This window comes from Enterobacter sp. DVT3837 (genome assembly GCF_056238685.1).
Genome location: NZ_JBWDLA010000002.1, coordinates 563,600 through 580,377, shown reverse-complemented (window position 1 = coordinate 580,377; position 16,778 = coordinate 563,600). Strand labels below are relative to the sequence as shown.

Sequence of the window (16,778 nt, the reverse complement as noted above, 5' to 3'; positions counted from 1 at the left end):
ACGAAGCAGGCGTAAGTGCGATACACTTTGCAGATCGAACCTAAAAACCTTAAAAATTATGCGTCTGGTTTTATCGTCCTTTTTTGCACTCGGTCTCTTCAGCAGCCTGGCCTTTGCTGCGCCCGAGCACGTTGCGCAGCCTGATATTCGTGACAGCGGCTTCGTCTATTGCGTAAGCGGTCAGGTGGATACTTTCAACCCGCAAAAGGCGGGCAGCGGCCTGATTGTCGATACGCTTGCCGCACAACTTTACGATCGTCTGCTGGATGTCGATCCTTACACCTATCGTCTGGTGCCTGAGCTTGCGGAAAGCTGGGAAGTGCTTGATAACGGCGCCACCTACCGTTTTCATCTGCGTGATGATGTCGCGTTTCAAAAAACGCCGTGGTTTACCCCAACGCGCAAGCTGAATGCGGATGATGTGGTCTTTACCTTCCAGCGAATCTTTAACCGCAACCACCCGTGGCATAATGTAAACGGCAGCAACTTCCCCTATTTCGACAGCCTGCAGTTTGCCGACACGGTTAAAAGCGTGCGCAAGCTGGATAACCGGACCGTTGAATTTACACTGACGCGCCCGGATGCCTCCTTCCTCTGGCACCTGGCAACCCATTATGCGTCAGTCATGTCTGCTGAATATGCGGCGAATCTGACTAAATCGGACCATCAGGAGCTGCTCGATCGTCAACCTGTCGGCACCGGTCCGTTCCAGCTCGCCGAATACCGCGCGGGTCAATATATTCGCCTGCAACGTCACGAGCATTTCTGGCGCGGCACGCCGCTGATGCCGCAGGTCGTGGTCGATCTCGGTTCTGGCGGGACGGGACGACTGTCAAAACTGCTGACCGGGGAGTGCGACGTGCTCGCCTGGCCTGCTGCCAGCCAGCTCACCATTTTGCGCGACGATCCGCGCCTGCGCCTGACGTTACGCCCGGGTATGAATATTGCCTATCTGGCGTTTAATACCGACAAACCGCCGTTAAATAATCCTGCCGTCCGCCATGCCCTTGCGCTGGCGATCAACAATCAGCGCCTGATGCAGTCGATCTACTACGGCACGGCGGAAACCGCCGCCTCAATTTTACCGCGCGCCTCATGGGCCTATGACGGTGAAGCTAAAATTACGGAGTACAATCCGGCAAAAGCGCGTGAACAACTGAAAGCGCTGGGCGCGGAAAACCTGACCCTGCAACTTTGGGTGCCCACCAGCTCCCAGGCATGGAACCCAAGTCCACTGAAAACCGCCGAACTGCTGCAGGCCGATATGGCGCAGGTGGGCGTGAAAGTGATCATCGTACCGGTTGAGGGTCGTTTCCAGGAGGCACGCCTGATGGACATGAACCATGATTTAACCCTGACCGGCTGGGCGACCGACAGTAACGATCCGGACAGCTTCTTCCGGCCGCTTCTGAGCTGTGCGGCGATCAACTCGCAGACCAACTATGCCCACTGGTGTAACCGGGAGTTTGACGCTGTGCTGCAAAAAGCACTGGCTTCCCAGCAGCTGGCCTCACGTATCGACGCCTATGATGAAGCACAGAAGATCCTTGCCCAGGAGTTGCCCGTACTGCCGCTGGCCTCTTCCCTGCGCCTTCAGGCCTATCGTTATGATATTAAAGGTCTGGTGTTGAGCCCGTTTGGCAACGCCTCGTTCGCCGGAGTGTCGCGCGAAAAAGAACAAGAGGTGAAAAAACCATGATTATTTTTACCTTACGTCGGCTTCTTCTGTTGCTGGTGACGCTCTTTTTCCTGAATTTCGTCGGCTTCAGCCTGAGCTATTTCACGCCGCATGCCCCACTTCAGGGGTCATCGCTGTGGGATGCCTGGATCTTCTGGTTTAACGGTCTACTGCACTGGGATTTTGGCGTCTCCAGCATTAACGGGCAGTTGATCTCCGATCAGCTAAAAGAGGTTTTTCCGGCCACGATGGAACTGTGCATTCTGGCCTTCGGCTTTGCTTTGATGGTCGGCATTCCCGTGGGCATGCTGGCCGGAATTTATCGCAACAAATGGCAGGATAAGTTTATCAGCGCTCTCGCCCTGCTCGGCTTCTCGATCCCTGTCTTCTGGCTGGCGCTGCTGCTGACGCTTTTCTTCTCACTGACCATGGGCTGGCTTCCGGTCTCCGGTCGTTTTGACCTGCTCTATACCGTTAAATCGGTGACCGGTTTTGCAATCATAGACGCATGGCTCTCTGATTCGGTGTGGCGTCATGAGATGATCGTCAGCGCGCTGCGCCATATGGTATTGCCGGTGCTAACGCTGGCGGTTGCCCCAACGACCGAAGTGATCCGTCTGATGCGTCTGAGCACCATCGAGGTGTTTGATCAAAACTATGTCAAAGCCGCCGCCACGCGTGGATTATCACGTCTGACCATTTTGCGCCGTCATGTGCTACACAATGCGCTGCCACCGGTGATCCCACGACTCGGGCTACAGTTCTCCACCATGTTAACGCTGGCAATGATCACCGAGATGGTCTTTAGCTGGCCGGGGCTCGGACGCTGGCTGATAAACGCCATCCGCCAGCAGGACTATGCGGCTATTTCCGCAGGTGTCATGGTGATTGGCTCGCTGGTGATTATTGTTAACGTGATCTCCGATATTTTGGGTGCGATGGCTAACCCATTGAAGCATAAGGAATGGTATGCCTTACGATAACGTATACAGTGAAAAGCGCACGCCCGGTGTGCTGCGTACCGTGTGGCGTAAATTCTATGGTGACACCACGGCAATGATCGGCCTGTATGGCTGTGCCGGTCTGGTCTTGCTTTGCGTCTTTGGCTCGTGGTTTGCGCCGTATGGCATTGACCAACAGTTCCTTGGCTATCAGCTGCTGCCGCCTTCCTGGTCACGCTACGGTGAGGTCTCTTTCTTCCTGGGCACTGACGACCTGGGTCGTGACGTCTTGAGCCGCCTGTTGAGCGGTGCAGCGCCAACGGTGGGTGGCGCATTTGTGGTGACCTTTGCGGCAACGATCTGTGGTCTGGCGCTCGGCATTTTTGCAGGTTCCACCCATGGCCTGCGTTCGGCGGTGTTGAACCACATTCTGGACACCCTGCTCTCGATCCCGTCTCTGCTGCTGGCAATCATTGTCGTCGCGTTTGCGGGTCCGCATCTGTCGCATGCCATGTTCGCCGTCTGGCTAGCGATTTTACCCCGCATCGTTCGCTCGGTTTACAGCATGGTGCATGATGAGCTGGAAAAAGAGTATGTCGTCGCCGCCCGTCTGGACGGGGCAACAACGTTCAATATTCTGTGGTTCGCCGTTCTGCCGAACATCGCTTCCGGGCTGGTCACCGAGATCACCCGCACCCTGTCGATGGCGATTCTGGACATCGCGGCGCTCGGTTTCCTCGACCTCGGCGCACAGCTGCCGTCACCTGAATGGGGTGCAATGCTCGGCGATGCCCTGGAGCTCATCTACGTGGCGCCGTGGGTGGTTATGTTGCCAGGTGCGGCCATTATGGTGAGCGTGCTGCTTATCAACCTGCTGGGCGACGGTATTCGCCGTGCAATTAACGCGGGGGTGCAATAATGCCGCTTCTTGATATTCGCAACCTCACTATCGAGTTCAAAACCGGTGAAGGCTGGGTTAAAGCCGTCGATCGCATCAGTATCACGCTCGCTGAGGGTGAAATTCGCGGGCTGGTGGGAGAATCCGGTTCGGGCAAGAGCCTGATCGCTAAAGCCATCTGCGGTGTGGCAAAAGATAACTGGCGCGTGACCGCTGACCGTATGCGGTTCGATGATATTGACCTGCTGCGCCTCTCCCACCGCGAGCGTCGTAAGCTGGTGGGCCATAACGTCTCAATGATTTTCCAGGAGCCACAATCCTGTCTCGACCCGTCCGAGCGCGTGGGCAAACAGCTGATGCAGAACATACCAGGCTGGACCTATAAAGGCCGCTGGTGGCAGCGCATTGGCTGGCGCAAGCGTCGCGCCATTGAGCTGCTGCACCGCGTCGGGATCAAAGATCATAAAGATGCCATGCGCAGCTTCCCGTATGAGCTGACCGACGGCGAGTGTCAGAAAGTGATGATTGCCATCGCGCTGGCTAATCAACCGCGTTTGCTGATTGCCGACGAGCCGACAAACGCGATGGAACCGACCACGCAGGCGCAAATTTTCCGCCTGCTGTCGCGTCTCAACCAGAATAACAATACCACCATTTTGCTGATCAGCCATGACCTGCAGATGCTTAGCAAATGGGCCGACAAAATTGATGTCATGTACTGCGGGCAAACGGTCGAAACAGCGCCCAGTGAAGATTTGATCAACGCGCCGCATCATCCATACACGCAGGCGCTGATCCGTGCCATTCCGGATTTTGGCAGCGCCATGCCGCATAAGAGTCGCCTGAATACGTTGCCAGGAGCCATTCCACTGCTGGAGTCCTTGCCGATAGGCTGTCGTCTAGGCCCGCGTTGCCCGTATGCTCAGCGTAAATGTATTGAGACACCACGCCTGACCGGGGCCAAAAATCATCTTTACGCCTGTCATTTCCCACTGAACATGGAGAGAGAGTGAAATGGTCGAAACTTTGCTGGAAGTTCGCAACCTGAGTAAGACCTTTCGCTACCGTACGGGGCTGTTTCATCGTCAAACCGTTGACGCGGTGAAACCGCTGAGCTTTACGCTGCGTGAAAAACAGACCCTGGCGATCATCGGCGAGAACGGTTCCGGGAAATCCACCCTGGCGAAAATGCTCGCCGGCATGGTTGAACCGACGGCAGGCGAAGTGTTGATTGACGATCATCCCCTGGAATTCGGTGATTACTCTTTCCGTAGCCAGCGCATCCGTATGATTTTCCAGGATCCGTCAACCTCGCTCAATCCACGTCAGCGCATTTCGCAAATTCTGGATTTTCCGCTGCGTCTGAACACCGACCTGGAGCCAGAGGCGCGCCGTAAGCGTATCTTTGAAACCCTGCGTATGGTTGGGTTGTTGCCCGATCACGAAAGCTATTACCCGCATATGTTAGCCCCGGGTCAGAAACAGCGTCTGGGCCTGGCGCGCGCGTTGATTTTGCGCCCGAAAGTGATCATTGCCGACGAAGCGCTTGCCTCGCTGGATATGTCGATGCGTTCGCAGTTAATCAACCTGATGCTGGAATTGCAGGAAAAACAGGGTATCTCTTATATCTACGTCACCCAACATCTGGGGATGATGAAACATATCAGCGACCAGGTCATGGTCATGCACCAGGGGGAAGTCGTCGAGCGCGGCAGCACGGCGGATGTGATGGCGTCCCCGCTTCATGAACTGACGAAAAGACTGATTGCCGGGCATTTTGGTGAAGCATTGACCGCCGATGCATGGCGAAAAGACCGTTAACCGCGCGTTGAAAGAGTGGTCGGATTAACTAAGCACGCGACACGTGATATTATCGCCGCGTTTTAACGACGATTGTCCCAAGAAGATGACGATCGCCACAACAATGAATATAAGGATTAAAGCTATGGGTTTTCTTTCCGGTAAGCGCATTCTGGTGACCGGCGTTGCCAGCAAACTGTCCATCGCATACGGCATCGCACAGGCTATGCACCGCGAAGGCGCTGAGCTGGCGTTCACCTACCAGAACGACAAGCTGAAAGGCCGTGTTGAAGAGTTTGCCGCGCAGCTGGGTTCCAGCATTGTTCTGGAATGTGACGTTGCACAAGACGAAAGCATCGATGGCATGTTTGCTGAACTGGCAAAAGCATGGCCGAAATTCGACGGTTTCGTTCACTCCATCGGCTTCGCTCCTGGCGACCAGTTGGACGGCGACTACGTGAACGCGGTTACCCGTGATGGCTTCAAAATCGCTCACGACATCAGCTCTTACAGCTTCGTGGCGATGGCTAAATCTTGCCGCGCGATGCTGAACCCGGGCGCAGCGCTGCTGACCCTGTCCTACCTGGGCGCAGAACGTGCCATCCCTAACTACAACGTTATGGGTCTGGCTAAAGCGTCTCTGGAAGCCAACGTACGCTATATGGCGAACGCAATGGGTCCTGAAGGTGTGCGCGTTAACGCCATCTCTGCAGGCCCAATCCGTACCCTGGCGGCTTCCGGTATTAAAGATTTCCGTAAAATGCTGGCACACTGCGAAGCGGTTACCCCGATTCGTCGTACCGTTACCATTGAAGACGTGGGTAACTCTGCTGCATTCCTGTGCTCTGACCTTTCCGCGGGTATCTCCGGTGAAGTGGTTCACGTTGACGGTGGCTTCAACATCGCGGCAATGAACGAGCTGGAAATTAAATAAGTTTTGACTCTCTTCCCGCATGGGAAGAGAGTTTTTCCCTCCGCACCACCCCTTCGTTATTCCGTTCTGCTATTTGTTATCACCTAACAATATTTTTCCCTTTATCAGCCTTACGCCAGGATATTGATCGCCATTTTGAGATCAAGGAACGCACATGGAACAACGCCGTTTTTCCGGCAAAGGCCACTGGTACCACGAAACCCAGTCCAACCACGCGCAAACGGATGTTCTGCCCCTGGTGCCCGAAGCCGCTAACGTCGACGATCGTTTTTTGCTCGATTTAGCCCTGACTGATGAGATTGTTGCCGCCTGTACTGGCTGGCTTACTCCTGCCAGAGCCTTATGCCAACTGCTGTTTCCGCTCTCAGTTCCCGTGAATCGCCTGCAAACGCTCAGCGCTTACGATCGGCTCAGTACCGCGTTAACCGTTGCGCAGGCCTGCGGCGTTCAGCGGCTGTGTAACCACTACGCCGCCCTCCTCGCCCCGCTTCCCGGCCCGGACTCCTCGCGTGAAAGCAACCGACGTCTGGCGCAAATCACCCAGTATGCCCGCCAGCTCGCCAGCTCTCCTGATGTCATTGATGATAAAGCCCGGAACCAGCTTGATGAGGTGGGCCTGTCAACCTACGACATTGTGGTGATTAACCAGATTATCGGCTTTATTGGTTTTCAGGCTCGCGTAGTCGCGGTGTTTCAGGCTCTGCTGGGACATCCTGTTCGTTGGTTGCCGGGCCATCATATTCAGCCGCACAGCCTGCCCACGCCCCATGACGCGTGGGTACCGCTTTTACCCGTCGTCGAACTGCGCTATGCAAGTGCACATCAGCTTGAATCTCTCTCCCGCTGGCAGTCGGAACCCGCGCTTGAAGCGCTGACACCGGTCCTTTGCCATGAACCGACGCTACTCGACCTGACGGGAGAAATCCTGATCAACATTCGCGAAGAGATTTCTCTGACCTCTCCCGCACTTTCGGCAGCAACAGAACTGCTGACACGCTCTCCTGACCGCTTCAGCGCCGCACAGTTTACCCCGCTCATGGATGCAGGACTCCCTGCCGTACATGCAATCGAACTGCTAAGCCAAAGCGCATTTGATGGCTGGCTCAATCGTCTGAACGTCGCGTTTGGTAAAGAGGAATAACCATACTAATTACCCAAAGAGCGCTTGCTGATACAGTGAGAATCGCGTAAAACTGTCAGCCGCTCAATGGCTACGAAAATAGAACATTATGTTTCAGGACAACCCGCTGCTAGCGCAGCTTAAACAGCAACTGCATTCCCAGACGCCGCGTGCAGAAGGGGTCGTAAAAGCCACAGAAAAGGGTTTTGGCTTCCTTGAAGTTGACGCGCAGAAAAGCTATTTCATTCCGCCACCGCAGATGAAAAAAGTGATGCATGGCGATCGCGTCATGGCCGTCATTCATACCGAGAAGGATCGTGAGTCCGCCGAGCCGGAAGAACTGATCGAACCGTTCCTGACCCGTTTTGTGGGCAAGGTGCAGAGAAAAGACGATCGTCTTTCTATCGTGCCGGATCATCCCCTGCTGAAAGATGCTATTCCCTGCCGCGCCGCCCGTGGCGTTGAGCATGATTTTAAAGAAGGTGACTGGGCAGTAGCAGAAATGCGCCGTCATCCTCTGAAAGGCGATCGCGGTTTTTATGCTGAATTGACCCAGTTCATCACCTTTGGCGACGACCATTTCGTGCCGTGGTGGGTGACGCTTGCACGCCATAATCTTGAAAAAGAGGCGCCGAATGGCGTTACAACTGAGATGCAGGATGAAGGCCTAGTTCGTCGCGATCTCACTGCCCTGGAATTTGTCACCATTGACAGCGCCAGTACAGAAGATATGGATGATGCCCTCTACGCTGAAGAGAGTGCCGATGGCAAACTGCATTTGACTGTCGCCATTGCGGACCCAACCGCGTGGATTGCTGAAGGCAGCAAGCTGGACGATACGGCGAAAACCCGCGCATTCACCAACTACCTGCCTGGCTTTAACATCCCGATGCTGCCGCGCGAGCTGTCAGACGACCTCTGTTCACTGCGTCCACATGAAGTGCGTCCGGTACTTGCCTGCCGCATGACCATCGCTGCAGATGGCACGATTGAAGATGATATTGAGTTCTTCGCCGCGACCATTGAATCAAAAGCCAAGCTGGCTTATGACAATGTTTCCGACTGGCTGGAGAACACCGGCAGCTGGAAACCGGAATCAGACGCCATTGCCGCTCAGATTCGTCTGCTGCACCGTATCTGTCTGAACCGCGGCGAGTGGCGTAAAACCCATGCGCTGGTGTTCAAAGACCGTCCGGATTACCGCTTTGTTCTGGGTGAAAAAGGCGAAGTGCTGGATATCGTGGCCGAGCCACGACGCATTGCCAACCGCATTGTTGAAGAAGCGATGATTTCTGCCAACATTTGCGCCGCTCGCGTGCTGCGAGACAAACTGGGCTTTGGCATTTACAACGTCCACACTGGATTTGATCCGGCCAATACCGAAGCGCTGGCAGCCTTGCTGAAAAATCACGATGTGCACGTTGATCCAGAAGAAGTACTGACGCTGCCGGGCTTCTGCAAGCTTCGTCGCGAGCTTGACGCACAGCCTTCTGGTTTCCTGGATAGCCGCATTCGTCGCTTCCAGTCCTTCGCGGAAATCAGCACAGAGCCAGGCCCGCACTTTGGTCTTGGCCTGGAAGCCTACGCGACCTGGACATCCCCGATCCGTAAGTATGGCGATATGGTTAACCACCGCCTGCTGAAAGCGATTATCAAAGGCGAAACGATTGCACGTCCTCAGGACGATACCACCCAGCAGATGGCCGATCGTCGTCGTCTGAACCGGATGGCAGAACGTGACGTTGGGGACTGGCTGTACGCGCGTTTCCTGAAGGACAAAACCGGTACAGATACCCGCTTTGCTGCGGAGATCATTGATATCAGCCGTGGCGGTATGCGCGTCCGTCTGGTGGATAACGGTGCTGTCGCCTTTATCCCTGCTCCGTTCCTGCACGCTGTCCGTGACGAAATGGTCTGTAGCCAGGAAAATGGGACTGTGCAAATTAAAGGTGAAACGGTTTACAAAGTCACAGATGTGATTGACGTAAACATCGCTGAAGTTCGCATGGAAACCCGCAGCATTATCGCGCGCCCTGTCGCCTGATAACCTGTTAAAATGTCGGTCCTTTCTTTGCAGGAGAGGCCGACATTTTACTTTTATCTTTCACCACAAAATCATCACTTTTTCTTACTATTTTCAATCTCCCTCCGCCCAAACTCACCATAATTATCTACAGTAAAAGAGTGTTGTTATATTCGGTTACGTGAATTTTTATACGCTACGTATCCTTTTTAGCGTGACTCGTTTTATTATAAGAATTCAGGGAAAAAACAATAAGTTCACTTCGGTTTTGCCGCTGTTTCACAACGGAAAAGTCGACAGCAAATGAATAATTTGTGCGCTAATGAGCAGCTGCGGGAGAATACATGATGGACGATCTGGAGCAGAATTTGCTGTTTCGTTACATGGGCACTCACAGCCCGTGGTGGCGATTATCAGCTGACAGCAACGCTCTGCATCTTGCCGCAAGTGAAAATGCTGACGTGACTCAGGTGGTGTCGCTGGACGACGAACAGGCTGACCTCATCCGTCAGTTAACTGTTATTACCTCCAGCATTTCAATGACGCTCTCTTTGTACGGGGAAAATGTCCCTGTCCATCTTGTCGGACGCAAAATAACCCGTAATGAGTGGGCTGGCACCGCGTCCTCCTGGAATGATACCCCCTCCGTGGCCCGCGATCTGGCACAGGGTCTCTCATTTGCGGAACAGGTCGTCTCAGAGGCCAACTCCGTCATTGTTATTCTCGATCATAACGGTAATATCCAGCGTTTTAACCGACTAAGTGAAGAGTACACCGGCCTGAAAGAACACGAAGTCATTGGCCAGAACGTGTTTAAGCTCTTTATGAGCCGCAGCGAAGCAGCGGCCTCAAAGCGCAACATTACCGGTTTCTTTCGTAACGGCAGTTCGTATGAAGTCGAACGCTGGATCAAAACGCGAAAAGGACAAAGATTGTTTCTGTTCAGAAACAAATTTGTTCACAGCGGCAGCGGTAAAAATGAAATTTTTCTTATCTGTTCCGGTACCGATATTACAGAGGAACGTCGTGCTCAGGAGCGGCTGCGCGTGCTGGCCAATACCGACACCATCACCGGGTTGCCAAACCGCAATGCGATCCACGAACTGATTTCAGATGCCATCGACAGCCGTGGCGAAACGCAGGTTGGCGTGGTCTATCTCGATCTTGATAACTTCAAAAAGGTCAACGATGCCTACGGGCATATGTTTGGCGATCAGCTGCTACAGGCTGTCGCCCTCGCTATTTTGAGTTGTCTTGATGAGGGCCAGATACTGGCTCGACTCGGTGGTGATGAGTTTATTGTCATGGCCACAAATACCTCGCAGAGTTCTCTGGAGGCAATGGCGTCGCGCATTTTAACCCGTCTGCGCCAGCCGTTCAGAATTGGTCTGATTGAAATTTACACCGGTTGTTCTCTGGGTATCGCGCTCGCACCACAGCATGGCATTGACCGGGAAAGCGTCATTCGCAATGCCGATACTGCGATGTACACCGCCAAAGAGAACGGACGGGGTAAGTTTTGTGTCTTCTCACCTGAGATGAACCAGCGCGTGTTTGAATATCTCTGGCTGGACACCAACCTGCGTAAAGCGCTTGATAACGATCAGTTGCTGATCCACTACCAGCCCAAAATAACCTGGCGTGGGGAAGTCCGTAGTCTTGAAGCGCTGGTCCGCTGGCAGTCACCAGAACGCGGTTTGATCCCTCCGCTGGAATTTATCTCTTATGCCGAAGAGTCGGGTTTGATTGTGCCCTTAGGTCGCTGGGTGATGCTGGACGTGGTTCGCCAGATCGCTAAATGGCGCGACAAGGGGATTAATCTGCGCGTGGCCGTGAACGTCTCTGCGCGCCAGCTGGCCGATCAGACTATTTTCAGTGATTTAAAACAGGCGCTCAAAGATCTGAACTTTGAATACTGCCCTGTGGACGTTGAGTTAACCGAAAGCTGTCTTATCGAGAACGAAGAGCTGGCGCTTTCAGTAATCCAGCAGTTCAGCAAGTTAGGGGCGCAAATTCATCTGGATGATTTTGGCACGGGCTACTCTTCGCTCTCGCAACTGGCCCGATTCCCGATCGATGCCATTAAACTCGATCAATCTTTTGTCAGGGATATTCATAAGCAATCCATCTCCCAGTCCCTGGTTCGCGCGATTGTTGCGGTGGCACAGGCGTTAAATCTGCAGGTGATTGCGGAAGGCGTGGAAAGTGCAAAAGAAGACGCCTTTCTGACTAAGAATGGCGTCAACGAACGGCAGGGTTTTCTTTTTGCTAAGCCGATGCCCGCTGCCGTATTCGAGCGATGGCTAAAACGATATCAATCGCGAAATCAGCGTTAACTGGCTTTGCGTAAACCCGCCGCATGATGGCGGTTTTGCAGTATAACCAGACGCTCCATATAGGCGATATCTTTTGGCTCGAGGCAGAATGCGGCATCAACCCAGTCTTCTGTAATGTCCATCAACTCGCTGCGGGGCAATTGCAGAACGCGTGTACGGGCACGTAACATTGATCTTATACCGTTCAATTTTGGCCGCAGCGTGTCGATAAATGTCCTGACAGAGACGTAGCTTTGTCCAGGTTCAAACAGCACATCCACCAGCCCGTGCTGTTCGTACCATTCTGCCGTATGCGATTCCCCTTTATAGATGAGCTCCTCTGCCAGTTTCATACCGGAGCGACGTGCAACAAGTGAGTATCCCCCCATGCCCGGGAACAGGTTGAAGGCAATCTCGGGGAAACCTAAACGGGCATCGCGCTGAGCCAGTACGAAATGGTGCGCCAGAGCGGCCTCAAACCCGCCACCTAACGCACTGCCTTCTACCATTGCCAGCGTGATAGCCCCCGAATCAAACCCGCGTGATGCCGCATGAACGCAATCAACGCAGGCGCGTGCATATGCCCGTAACGCTTCCCGACGTCCGTTCTGAATGCACTCGACGAAGAACTGTAAATCACCTCCTGTATTGTACATTTCTGGAACCAGCGACCCGGTTATCCAAAAATCGACCTCAAAACCGGACTGACGCACCAACCATGAGAGGTTCATGATCTCCTCAATTAGCGCATGATTGAAGCAAGGACGCGGCTGGGCCTGCAGCATCATCCAGACTGTACGGCGCTCCGCCTCGTAATACCCTGATAACTGCGTGAAACGTTTAGAATCGGTAAACAGTGTGCATGTAGGCTGATTGATAACTGTCATAGTCTAATTCCTCTTATAAAAAAGCGCCTTGCGCGCAGTTTTAGACTAATCCACTCATTAAGCCCACTGCATGAGAGGGAATAAATTTATCACTGTTGTTTATGTAATTTAGTTATTGCATTTTTTCCCTTCTCTTTTGATCCTATTTTCTGCATCATTGAAAATATTAACTTTTCGCTCCTGGGGTGAGATTATGTCTACTATTGATGCACAAGCTGTAGCACAACGTATTGATACCGTGCTGGATATCCTGGTGGCGGGCGATTATCACTCTGCGATCCGTAATCTTGAGATCCTGAAGTCTGAACTTCTTGCTCAGAATGGCGCCGACATTGCGCCAGAAAACCGACAGCCAAAGGCGCCGTGGGAAGTTTAACCCCAGCGTTCCCGACCTCGTTCCGCTTTATTAAATGGATGCTATGAATTCCCGACAACAAATTATTTTGCAGATGGTCATCGATCAGGGGCGCGTAAGTGTGGTCGATCTCGCTAAAACCACGGGTGTTTCTGAAGTCACCATCCGTCAGGATCTTAATCTGCTGGAAAAACAGAGTTACCTGCGTCGTGCGCATGGATATGCTGTCCCACTCGACAGCGAAGACGTTGAAACGCGAATGATGAATAACTACGCGCTTAAACGTGAACTGGCAGAATTTGCCGCGTCTTTAGTGAACAATGGTGAGACCGTTTTTATTGAAAACGGCAGCAGCAATGCCCTTCTGGCGCGTACGCTTGCCGATCAAAAAGACGTTACCATCATCACGGTCAGCAGCTATATCGCGCATTTACTCAAAGAAACACGCTGTGAAGTGATTTTGCTGGGGGGAATTTACCAGAAAAAAAGTGAAAGTATGGTAGGTCCTCTGACACGCCAGTATGTCCAGCAGGTTCATTTCAGCAAGGCGTTTATCGGGATCGACGGCTGGCAACCGGAGACAGGTTTCACCGGCCGGGATATGATGCGTTCTGACGTAGTAAATGCTGTACTCGAAAAAGAATGTGAAGCCATTGTGCTTACGGATAGCTCTAAATTTGGCGCTGTTCACCCTTATACAATGGGGCCAATTTCTCGCTTTAGTCGCGTCATTACCGATGAACGTTTGAGCGACGTCCACCGTAATAAACTGGAAGATGACGGACTCATCGTCAATATTATTAAAACCCCCGCCTGAGCACATTATGCGCCCGACTTTCGGGCGCATACGCAGCCCATTCTCTGAGATGATTCCTAACCTCCCTTTAAGAGTTTTTACCTGTTTAAGCTGGCCTAAAGTCGTAAAATTAATGTTAGCGATATAACAGGAAGTGACTATCACCTGCGTGATTACGTAACGCCTGCGCGACCAGCTTTCGCGGAGAACAGAATTAAGTATTCGATTCGTCTATACTTAATGTGTACATCTTTCCGTGAATCGATAATTCAGGAGAAAGTATTATGACCTTAACCAGCAAAAAAGTAGCCGCCGCTGTTCTGGCAATCACTGTAGCAATGTCCCTGAGCGCTTGCTCTAACTGGTCTAAACGTGACCGCAACACCGCTATTGGTGCCGGTGCCGGTGCTCTCGGTGGTGCAGTATTAACAGATGGTAGTACGCTGGGGACATTAGGTGGGGCGGCTGTCGGTGGTATTATCGGTCACCAGGTTGGTAAATAATAATTCGATAAGCCATCCCCGATATTACTCTATTTAGAACGCATTTCAGGTCTGACTTACGCACGTATATAAAACAAGCCACGGCATTTGTCGTGGCTTATTTCTGTTAGCCGCCTGCCAGCTTAACTTTCATGCCTTTGGCTTCGAGCAGCGATTTAATTAAATCGCGTTTATCACCCTGAATTTCGATTATGCCGTCTTTCACGGCACCACCGCAGCCACATTTCTTTTTCAGTTCAGCCGCCAGCTTTGCCAGTTCCGCATCATCCAGATCGATCCCGGAGATAAGGCATACCCCCTTTCCTTTTCGCCCACTGGTCTGACGCTGGATCCGAACAATACCGTCCCCCTTCGGACGTTCCGCTTTCGTTTTCGGTTCGTCTATCCGTCCGCTTTCGGTAGAGTAAACAAGACGGCTGTTGGAATCTGTCATTACGCCCCCTTTTTCAGCGACGCGTTGATAGCCTTAAGGGTCTCTGCCGGGTTCGCAGACTGCGTCACCGGACGTCCGATGACCATGTAATCAACACCTGCAGCCAGTGCCTGTTCAGGTGTCATTATACGGCGCTGATCACCCACGTCGCTGCCTGCAGGGCGGATCCCCGGGGTAACAAGTTTAAAATCCTGACCCAGGACTGATTTGAAACGCACCGCCTCCTGAGCCGAACAGACAACACCATCAAGACCGCAATTTTGTGTCAGACGTGCGAGGCGCTCAGCATGTTCCGCAGGTGACAACGTCACACCCAGGTCGCGTAAATCACTTTCGTCCATACTGGTCAGCACGGTGACCGCAATCAGCAGAGGCGCGTCTTTACCTAACGGCAGAAGCGCTTCGCGGGCGGCCGTCATCATTCTTGCTCCACCCGACGCATGAACGTTAACCATCCATACCCCCAGCTCCGCGGCTGCAGCAACAGCGTGCGCCGTGGTATTTGGAATATCATGGAATTTAAGGTCGAGGAAAACGTCAAAGCCGCGCTGTTGCAGATCGCGTACGATTTGCGGCCCAAACAGCGTGAACATCTCTTTGCCAACTTTCAGACGGCAGTCGCGAGGATCGATACCGTCGACAAAGGCCAGAGCTGCGTCGCGCTTATTGTAATCAAGCGCAACAACAACAGGAGAATCCGTAATTACGCGGGAAATGGAGGAAGTAACAGACGTCATGACCAGCCCTTTTCGTCTATGGGCGCGCAGCGGCGCGGAACAGATAAACGGCGAGCATTCTACCTGCCGCCGCCGCAAATTGACAGAATCCATTTGTTTTCCTGCCAGGCTGGCAAACCGCACGGAGTTCAGGAAGCGGTAAACATCATCAGTATGTTGTAACTAAAATGCAGTGTTTTAAAAAATTACTGCCCGTCGAGGCCACGAATTGGCTTGATGGTGGACCATGCACGGCATGAAGGACAGTGCCAGTAGAGAGTATACGCCGTAAACCCGCACTTCTGGCAACGATAGCGCGGCTTGCTGCGCACCTGCTCGCCTACCATGTCGCGCAGCACCATCAGGCTCTCTTTAGCACGCCCCTCTTCAGCATCATTCAGGTGGTAATCCATCAGCTTATGGAATACCCGCATGGTCGGATGACGCTGCAACTGACGCGTAATATAAACCTGCGCGGTGTCGCTCCCCTCATACTTCTCAACCACGTCTGAAAGCATCAGCTCTGCGGTCGCACCGGTATTCTCTTCCACACAACGACGCAGGAACGCCACCCACTCTTCCTGCTTACCCAACTGTTGATAGCAGGTTTGCAGCATCTCCAGCGTTTCACTGACCAGCTCTTTGTCCTGGTCGATAACACGCAGCAAGCTTTCAACGGCTTTGGCGTAATCGCCATTCGCCATAAAGACGCGCCCCATCATGATCGAAATACGCGCGCTATTACGATCGGCGGCTGCGCCTTTCTTCAACAACGCCATGGCTTTGTCCATGTCGTCGCTGCCCATCTGCTGAAGGGCTAATTCGCAGTAGAAATGCGCTATCTCTACGCGCTGTTTATCTTTACCCAGCTTAACCAGACGTTCCGCGGTATCGATAGCTTTTTGCCAGTCGCTGGTGGCCTGATAAATCTGCAGCAGCTGCTGTAGTGCGCCGATACGGAAATCAGTTTCATCCACCAGCTGCGAGAACATATCTTCAGCACGATCGTACAGCCCTGCGGCCATATAATCCCGCCCCAGCTGTTGTACCGCAAGGAGTCGCTGGTCGTAGGTCAGGGAGGCACTTTCCATCAGGGTCTGGTGGATACGAATTGCGCGGTCAACCTCGCCGCGTGAGCGGAACAGGTTCCCCAGGGTGAGATGCGCTTCAACGGTTCCCGTATCCTCTTTCAGCATATCGAGGAACAGGTCTACCGCTTTGTCCTGCTGATTACTCAGCAGGAAGTTAACCCCCGCAACGTAGTCACGGGAGAGTCGGTTGGCCTCATCCTGCTTTGTTTGTTGCGCACTTCTGCGGCCCATATACCAGCCATAGGCTGCGGCTACAGGCAAAAGCAGAAACAACAACTCCAGCATAGT

16 protein-coding genes are annotated in these 16,778 nt (G+C 53.1%); 12 read left to right on the top strand and 4 right to left on the bottom strand.

The genetic code is table 11. The features are described from left to right. Positions 1 to 58 precede the first annotated feature (58 nt). From sapA to pdeR, 9 genes are all read left to right on the top strand, one after another. Positions 59 to 1,699, top strand: a complete 1,641-nt coding sequence (gene sapA / locus AC0XWG_RS17665; RefSeq protein ID WP_028018821.1) for an ABC transporter substrate-binding protein SapA — start codon at positions 59 to 61, stop codon at positions 1,697 to 1,699. After that, on the top strand, positions 1,696 to 2,661 hold the full coding sequence (gene sapB / locus AC0XWG_RS17660; protein ID WP_028018820.1) for a putrescine export ABC transporter permease SapB: 966 nt from the start codon (positions 1,696 to 1,698) through the stop codon (positions 2,659 to 2,661). Before sapA ends, sapB begins: the two co-directional genes overlap by 4 nt. Next, a complete protein-coding gene (gene sapC / locus AC0XWG_RS17655; RefSeq protein ID WP_475680859.1) occupies positions 2,648 to 3,538 on the top strand; it encodes a putrescine export ABC transporter permease SapC in 891 nt (296 codons plus the stop codon). Before sapB ends, sapC begins: the two co-directional genes overlap by 14 nt. Beyond that, positions 3,538 to 4,530, top strand: coding sequence for a putrescine export ABC transporter ATP-binding protein SapD (sapD, locus tag AC0XWG_RS17650; protein ID WP_028018818.1), 993 nt, complete (start codon positions 3,538 to 3,540; stop codon positions 4,528 to 4,530). The genes sapC and sapD overlap by 1 nt, the downstream gene beginning before the upstream one ends. Position 4,531: 1 nt before the next feature. Beyond that, the gene (gene sapF / locus AC0XWG_RS17645; protein ID WP_028018817.1) at positions 4,532 to 5,338 is read left to right on the top strand and encodes a putrescine export ABC transporter ATP-binding protein SapF; all 807 of its coding nucleotides are present in this window, start codon (positions 4,532 to 4,534) and stop codon (positions 5,336 to 5,338) included. A gap of 124 nt (positions 5,339 to 5,462) precedes the next feature. Further along, positions 5,463 to 6,251, top strand: a complete 789-nt coding sequence (gene fabI / locus AC0XWG_RS17640; protein ID WP_003856831.1) for an enoyl-ACP reductase FabI — start codon at positions 5,463 to 5,465, stop codon at positions 6,249 to 6,251. A 154-nt stretch (positions 6,252 to 6,405) separates the two neighbouring features. Further along, on the top strand, positions 6,406 to 7,392 hold the full coding sequence (locus AC0XWG_RS17635; RefSeq protein WP_128347593.1) for a carboxymuconolactone decarboxylase family protein: 987 nt from the start codon (positions 6,406 to 6,408) through the stop codon (positions 7,390 to 7,392). Positions 7,393 to 7,480: 88 nt separating this feature from the next. Then, positions 7,481 to 9,415: an exoribonuclease II gene (locus AC0XWG_RS17630; RefSeq protein WP_028018810.1), complete on the top strand. Its 1,935-nt coding sequence runs from the start codon at positions 7,481 to 7,483 to the stop codon at positions 9,413 to 9,415. A 323-nt stretch (positions 9,416 to 9,738) separates the two neighbouring features. Continuing rightward, positions 9,739 to 11,730, top strand: coding sequence for a cyclic di-GMP phosphodiesterase (pdeR, locus tag AC0XWG_RS17625; RefSeq protein WP_128347592.1), 1,992 nt, complete (start codon positions 9,739 to 9,741; stop codon positions 11,728 to 11,730). On the opposite strand, the gene AC0XWG_RS17620 is transcribed toward pdeR, so the two are convergent. Further along, entirely contained in the window at positions 11,727 to 12,596 is an 870-nt protein-coding gene (locus AC0XWG_RS17620; protein ID WP_128347591.1) for a crotonase/enoyl-CoA hydratase family protein, read from the bottom strand. The genes pdeR and AC0XWG_RS17620 overlap by 4 nt on opposite strands. Before the next feature lie 193 nt (positions 12,597 to 12,789). Here AC0XWG_RS17620 and AC0XWG_RS17615 point away from each other — a divergent pair, with 193 nt between their 5' ends. From AC0XWG_RS17615 to osmB, 3 genes are all read left to right on the top strand, one after another. After that, a complete protein-coding gene (locus tag AC0XWG_RS17615) occupies positions 12,790 to 12,972 on the top strand; it encodes a YciZ family protein (RefSeq protein ID WP_114977050.1) in 183 nt (60 codons plus the stop codon). Between the two features lie 43 nt (positions 12,973 to 13,015). Continuing rightward, complete coding sequence (yciT, locus tag AC0XWG_RS17610) at positions 13,016 to 13,768, top strand: DNA-binding transcriptional regulator YciT (protein WP_028018807.1); 753 nt, start codon at positions 13,016 to 13,018, stop codon at positions 13,766 to 13,768. A 263-nt stretch (positions 13,769 to 14,031) separates the two neighbouring features. Beyond that, positions 14,032 to 14,250 carry an osmotically-inducible lipoprotein OsmB gene (gene osmB / locus AC0XWG_RS17605; RefSeq protein WP_028018806.1) on the top strand — a complete coding sequence of 73 codons (219 nt, stop codon included), beginning with the start codon at positions 14,032 to 14,034 and terminating at the stop codon, positions 14,248 to 14,250. A 106-nt stretch (positions 14,251 to 14,356) separates the two neighbouring features. On the opposite strand, the gene yciH is transcribed toward osmB, so the two are convergent. The 3 genes from yciH to lapB form a co-directional block, all read right to left on the bottom strand. Continuing rightward, the gene (gene yciH / locus AC0XWG_RS17600; protein ID WP_028018805.1) at positions 14,357 to 14,683 is read right to left on the bottom strand and encodes a stress response translation initiation inhibitor YciH; all 327 of its coding nucleotides are present in this window, start codon (positions 14,681 to 14,683) and stop codon (positions 14,357 to 14,359) included. Continuing rightward, complete coding sequence (pyrF, locus tag AC0XWG_RS17595; RefSeq protein WP_475681117.1) at positions 14,683 to 15,420, bottom strand: orotidine-5'-phosphate decarboxylase; 738 nt, start codon at positions 15,418 to 15,420, stop codon at positions 14,683 to 14,685. The genes yciH and pyrF overlap by 1 nt, the downstream gene beginning before the upstream one ends. Positions 15,421 to 15,605: 185 nt before the next feature. Next, on the bottom strand, positions 15,606 to 16,775 hold the full coding sequence (gene lapB / locus AC0XWG_RS17590) for a lipopolysaccharide assembly protein LapB (RefSeq protein WP_028018803.1): 1,170 nt from the start codon (positions 16,773 to 16,775) through the stop codon (positions 15,606 to 15,608). Positions 16,776 to 16,778: the final 3 nt, after the last annotated feature.